This window comes from Prochlorococcus marinus str. MIT 9302, assembly GCF_000759975.1.
In the GTDB taxonomy this organism is placed as follows: domain Bacteria; phylum Cyanobacteriota; class Cyanobacteriia; order PCC-6307; family Cyanobiaceae; genus Prochlorococcus_A; species Prochlorococcus_A marinus_M.
Genome location: NZ_JNAM01000016.1, coordinates 1 through 5,673, shown reverse-complemented (window position 1 = coordinate 5,673; position 5,673 = coordinate 1). Strand labels below are relative to the sequence as shown.

Here is a 5,673-nt window from a genome sequence, read left to right as displayed (position 1 = left end):
ACCGTATACACATGCTTTTGTGAATAGATTACTACCGTTGGTATTGTCACCAACAAAAGCTGTCATTTTGTCGCCAACTGGGAAAGTGTAAACTACACCATCAACTGTAAGGCCATCGCCATTTCCGTTTCTGTCGTATTCGTCAATAGCATCAATACCAGCATTACCAGCGTCTATAGCAATATCAAGTGAATCTTCACCTGTAAAACTTGTATTTAGATCAAGCTGGAAACTGTAAGTAGCTACTACATTGTCATCATTATCAACAGCTGCTGCATCATCGTCATCTTCAAAACCGAGAAGACCATCAACAGTGAATGATGCTGTTGTTGTTTCTGAGAAGCTACCAGCTTCAAAGTTATTGAGTCTTGCCTCTAAGCCGTCAACACGACTGTTTGTAATAGCAATCTCTTCAGCAGGGTTGAAGTCACTAATTGTAACTTCGTTTGCAGTAGCAGCGATAGGAGCAAGAAGTCCTAAAGTCGCAGGTGCTACTAGCAAGCTTTTAAAAAGCTTCATAAATTCCTCACACGAAATTTAAAGTACACCTCAAGATAGTGTATTTCGCAGTACAAAATCAAGTATCAAGCGACACATTTTTGAATAATTTGTGCCAGTTTATCAAGTTAAACAATCAAAGCCCAAAAATTTTACTAATGTTTTTTTTAATTTATTAATAATTAAGGAATATAAAGAAAGTCGGATTAGTGCTGATTTTTTTTATATTTTTTTTGAAATTTTAAAAGTTACTTTTTTTGTTCTATATTTTTTCTTTTTATTGTTTTCAACTGAGTCAACGTACCAACCAGAAGCTAGTCTAGTATCAATCTCCTCATAGCTAGCATTACTTGATAATTTATTTAGAGACTTCTTTTTATAATCCATATAAGTTGTTTTAATAATTGAAATATAGCATTTAAAAAGATTTACAGCAGTGAAAATCATATGGGATTTTTCATAATGATTAAGTTATCTATTAGTTTTGAGGATTACTTTTTGAAATCTTTAGAAAAAAGAAAAAAACTCTTATTTTCGCCTCAACAGAAAAAATTATTAGTTATATTTTCAAAAACTTAAATACCTGAGGAGCACAAGGTTAAATGACTCAACTAAATCTATTTGTCAATTCTCTTCCAAGAGACCTGCTTGAATTCACATTTTTTTTAGCTGTAGGTTTCACAGCCGGTTCAATAGGCTTAATATAGATAAAATCTCCAGTAAAGAATAATGAGTTAGCCCTCCAGCTCTATCTCATTAAAGTGATGCTTTGGCTCTTTGTTTCCAAACCCTGTTCTATTTAAATTTTTCAGGCAATGTAAAAAAATTCCAGAGGATAACAAAAATTCAAAAATTTCTTGATCATTTCTTATTTGTTCTGTCGTAGAAGCCCATGAAATATCAAAATAAAAATAAAAAAGAGCAACGAATAAAAAATAAAGTGACAATTCTTTGCCGGGGAAAGAGTCAATATTTTTGAACTTTCTCCACCCAAACCAACCAAGAAAAATACAACTTATTTCAAAAACTGGATCTAACAAATAATTATGAAAGAAAGGTAAATTATGAAAATTTGTTTCACCTTGGACATTTAAATCAGATATTGAACCAATTCCGAATCCAGTTAGCCTTTCACCCCAGCTTATTTCCTCTCCTGCGATTATTAATGATAAAAAGGCTATAAAAAACCATATAATAGAGTTAATTTCCCTTTTATTCTTTCGTCTTAGAAAAATCAAAAACGCCAGAAGTGAAGAAAATACGTATTCAAAAAACTGAAGCCATTCAAGAGGGCCATCCTCATTTCTAAGCCAGTCAAACCAACTTATTCCTATCAAACTTTTTCCATAAGGGAGAATATAAACAAAACCATATATAAACAATAAGTAATAGATGGGGAATAAGCTCACCCCTGGAGTAATTTTCCCAAAAGGAGTTTTAATATCTTGAGGCATTTGCAACTGATTAAGAATCGTTAGTGTTCAATATTTAGTTTTATATAGCCTATTATCTTACTAAGTCCATTTAAAAATTGAAATTTAATTTGAATCAAAATGATATAGATGATTCCACTGGAAAATTAAATTTACTTCTTCCTTTTAAAGTGACTAATTCCACGACAGTCAATAATCCCAATATTTTCTTGTTATTTCTATTTAGTAAATTTGCTACACAATCAACAGTTCCTCCTGTAGCAAGCAAATCATCCACAATGGCGTAAGAATTGTATTTATTTAAAGGTGTTTTTTGAATCGAGAGAGAATTTTCTCCATACTCTAACTTGTAATTTTCAGTTACTATTTCACCAGGCAGCTTTCCTGGCTTTCTGGCAACAATCATTGGCTTAGAAGATTGCAGGGCAATTGCAGATCCAAAAATAAAACCCCTTGCATCTATTGAAATTATTGCCTCAGATTTTTTTAAAATCTGACTAGATGACATTTTAAAAATTAATTCTTTAAAGACTTCAGGCTCCTGAATTATTTCAAGTACATCTTTAAAATCAATCCCTTTTTTAGGAAAATCCTTATAAGTAGAAATCAGTTCTTCTAACTTTTTCATGAGCCTCAGATTATGTTTGAGAAATTATCCTTTACAAAATTAATGTAATAGCAAAAACAAGATAAATAAAATTATTTAGGATATCCAAAATATTTTTCAAAAATTTATTGAAGCTACTTTGTATAAATTACTATTATGAACTAAGACCTTATCAGAGGGGAGTGGCGCAACTTGGTAGCGCGGATGCTTTTGGAGCATACCTTTTTACAAACGAGACTAGTTGCGATAAATGACTTTCTTACTTTTATTACAAACTAAAAAGCGAGGAAAAGCGACATAATTACAATAGCGAAAGTGCCTTAGCAATAAAGTAATATTTATATCCGAATATTACTTGGTCGACATTAGATCTGTTAGCTCAACTTTATTTCCATAACTACCTTCAAGGTTTGGAGCCTAATTTCGGAGTTCCAAAACGCCAAACCAGACTAGCGTCCAAGGTATTAGAATCCAGATTCCCTTCTTTAGAAATAACTTTTCCTATACCAGTTTGAAGGCTGAAGTCCTTACTGAGGTTGTACTCTAATCCAATACTTGGTTTGTACAATAAGGCGCTACCACTATCTACACCTCCTCCCCCACCAGCACCAATAAGCATTTCACCATAGAGTTGAAAGTTCTTCCAGCTCGGCCCAAGAATACCTATCCCCCAGTGTCCCTCAGAATAACCACCAGCTCCTCCTTCATATGCGCTTAATCCTTGTCCTGTAAGGTACCACCAATCACCTCCCATCCAGTCAATTTTGCCTCCAAGAAGGTTCATATCGCGTGAAGAGCCTCCCTTACGTTGAGCATTAGAATACCATTGGTGCGCTGGGCGATAGCGCCATTTAGTAGTTTGGATAATATCTGTTTCCGCTAGAGGAGCTCCTTTTTTATCCTGAGCGAAGGTTTCCATAACGTATGCCAAATTGAAGCCGACATATTGGGTGTCAAAATCGCCATCTGGAGCTGTGAGATAGCCCCCATCCATGATCAGGCTAAGATCAGTAAAAAGTCGGTATTCCAGTCCTAGATTTGCTCGGGCAACAAATCCTCCGCCAGTTCCGACGTCACCGCCACCGGTGCCTCCAAAGGTTAAAGCAGGGAGTAGAGCCAGACGATCATTTTTGGTTAGGGGGAGACGATAACCTAACCCAGCTAAAAGTTCGGCGTATCCGCCTACGCCTCCTGATAGTGCACCGGCAGTTTCAAAGGTGGCAAACCAGTTTTCATCAAGGAAGTAAGAGTACTCTACACCGACCAGACCGAATGAATTATCAAGCGAGATGCCGGATGCGGTTTCGCTGCCGCTTACTGGATAGTAGGAGCGAACTCGGGTAGCTAGGTGCGATCGATGACGGCTTAAATTACTCCAGTCAGCTCCGAAGTAATCGGAAGCAGTCATCTCATTATCTCCTGAATTATTTATCAGTGAACTAAAAGGAAAATCCAATGAAAGCGAAATTGCATCGCTGGAAATATCTCCGTTAGGGAAGTCTACATAGTTATAATTAATGCCCATTAAGCCCCAGCCAAAGTCGTACTTGAGACCTATGTGGGGGCGTAAGTGTAACCCTCCGCCATCAGGCGCAGCCCCGCCGCCGCCGGCACCAGCATAGCCTCCGGCATCGAAAATTAAGTTATCTGTCAAGTTGCTTTCAATGCCTAAGGTATAGCCTCCAGTAAAAAACCCCCCACGGACTCCAGTTGCAGCGCCGTAAGCTGTGATACCACCATAAAGCCAAGGGTTAAATCGTTCGTAAGCACCTATACCATATAAACCCATGTTTTCTCCAGGATCTGGCATATCAATTTCCTCAAAGGAAAACCTTAAGGTGCGATTGCGCCAAGGTGAAGACTCCTCTTGAGCTTTGTTAAGTTTCTTCTTTGATTTATTTTTTAAATTTGTTTTTTCAAAATAACTTTTATCGTCCTTATATGATTTCCAAATAATCTTTTTTAAAGTTTTTTCCTCATTTTTGCGTACCTTTTCCCACTTAATTGGATTAAATTCAGAAGGATTTTCTTTAACTTTTTCTGCAAATACTCCCAGAAAATTTAAAAATTGAGCAATTATGAAAAAATAAAATAGAAACCTCATTTCATATATCACTTAAATTTTGATAAATTCTTTTTCTTAAATAATACCCATACTAGATAAATATAAAAAATCAATAGAAAGATTCAATTAATACTACACATAATGTCATTACTAAAAGAATGGGGAAATCCTTGTTTGGGATAGTTTCTGGAGTTATATATTTTTTTCAAGCGACAAAACACATATTTTTCTAGTGACAAAAAAGTGACAAGATTCATTTTCTAGCCTCAAAAGTGATTTTTTATAAAAAATTTAGCAATTTAGTCATTTATAGATGACGGTTATTAACTAAGATCTTATGAGCGGGACGTGGCGCGGCTTCGTAGCGCGGGAGCTTTGGGAGTATACCTTTTTACAAGCAAGACTGATTGCAATAAAAGACTTCCTTACTTTTATTACAAACTAAAAAGCGAGCAAAAGCGACAAAACTTTATTAGTGCGCGTGCCATTAAAGCACCCGCTTTATTAAAGATTTTTATAAGTCTTTTTTTATACTTTTATCTTTCAAAAAAGTTGTTTATATCCTCATAAATGGCTAAGTTTTCCTTTGAAATGTATATTTATCAACTAATAAATAGACTTTTTTGAATAAAAACATAATAATAATAATAAATTTTTTTTTTTAGTGAGATTTATTAAAGCCTTAAGCCTAATACCAATAGCTTTTGGTTCAGCTCTTTCAGTTTCTGCTGATGAATACAAATTTGAAGATATCAAATTTGATCAGGTTGAGAACGTTCAGAATACTTATCAACCAAAAGACAAATTAGATGAATACATAATCAAAGGAGCAAATTATTCGACCAAATTTGTTCCATTAATGAATGAGGGAGCAGAAGGTAGTGAATATAAGAGCATCATGGAGAATGATCTTAATAGATTATTAGTTGATGCAGGATTTAATTTTGCAAATGCAAAAGCAAATGGTGAGATACAAAAAATCCCATTTTTAGCCCAGACTTCTGTAAATATTTCAGGGGGTACAGAATCAGATACAAGTTTCTCAATAAATAGTTTGATGAAGCTAGGCG

4 protein-coding genes and 2 pseudogenes are annotated in these 5,673 nt (G+C 35.0%); 1 reads left to right on the top strand and 5 read right to left on the bottom strand.

Annotation, left to right across the window (positions count from 1 at the left end; all coding sequences use genetic code 11):
• The 5 genes and pseudogenes from EU96_RS0109565 to EU96_RS00020 all read right to left on the bottom strand — a co-directional run.
• Positions 1–519 (bottom strand): annotated as a pseudogene (locus EU96_RS0109565) (porin); the annotation flags it as partial.
• A 201-nt stretch (positions 520–720) separates the two neighbouring features.
• A complete protein-coding gene (locus EU96_RS10495) occupies positions 721–885 on the bottom strand; it encodes a hypothetical protein (RefSeq protein WP_193741379.1) in 165 nt (54 codons plus the stop codon).
• Between the two features lie 347 nt (positions 886–1,232).
• Complete coding sequence (locus tag EU96_RS00010) at positions 1,233–1,952, bottom strand: hypothetical protein (protein WP_052044292.1); 720 nt, start codon at positions 1,950–1,952, stop codon at positions 1,233–1,235.
• 94 nt (positions 1,953–2,046) lie between these two features.
• Positions 2,047–2,559: an adenine phosphoribosyltransferase gene (locus EU96_RS00015; RefSeq protein WP_032527620.1), complete on the bottom strand. Its 513-nt coding sequence runs from the start codon at positions 2,557–2,559 to the stop codon at positions 2,047–2,049.
• 382 nt (positions 2,560–2,941) lie between these two features.
• The gene (locus tag EU96_RS00020; protein WP_158465684.1) at positions 2,942–4,642 is read right to left on the bottom strand and encodes a hypothetical protein; all 1,701 of its coding nucleotides are present in this window, start codon (positions 4,640–4,642) and stop codon (positions 2,942–2,944) included.
• A gap of 625 nt (positions 4,643–5,267) precedes the next feature.
• Here EU96_RS00020 and EU96_RS0109555 point away from each other — a divergent pair.
• Positions 5,268–5,673: pseudogene (locus EU96_RS0109555) on the top strand (inverse autotransporter beta domain-containing protein); the annotation flags it as partial.

Bases quoted from the DNA above. Each gene is read 5' to 3' on its own strand.
- EU96_RS10495 (WP_193741379.1), bottom strand. From the start codon at position 885: ATGGATTATAAAAAGAAGTCTCTAAATAAATTATCAAGTAATGCTAGC.
- EU96_RS00020 (WP_158465684.1), bottom strand. From the start codon at position 4,642: ATGAGGTTTCTATTTTATTTTTTCATAATTGCTCAATTTTTAAATTTT.
- EU96_RS00015 (WP_032527620.1), bottom strand. From the start codon at position 2,559: ATGAAAAAGTTAGAAGAACTGATTTCTACTTATAAGGATTTTCCTAAA.
- EU96_RS00010 (WP_052044292.1), bottom strand. From the start codon at position 1,952: ATGCCTCAAGATATTAAAACTCCTTTTGGGAAAATTACTCCAGGGGTG.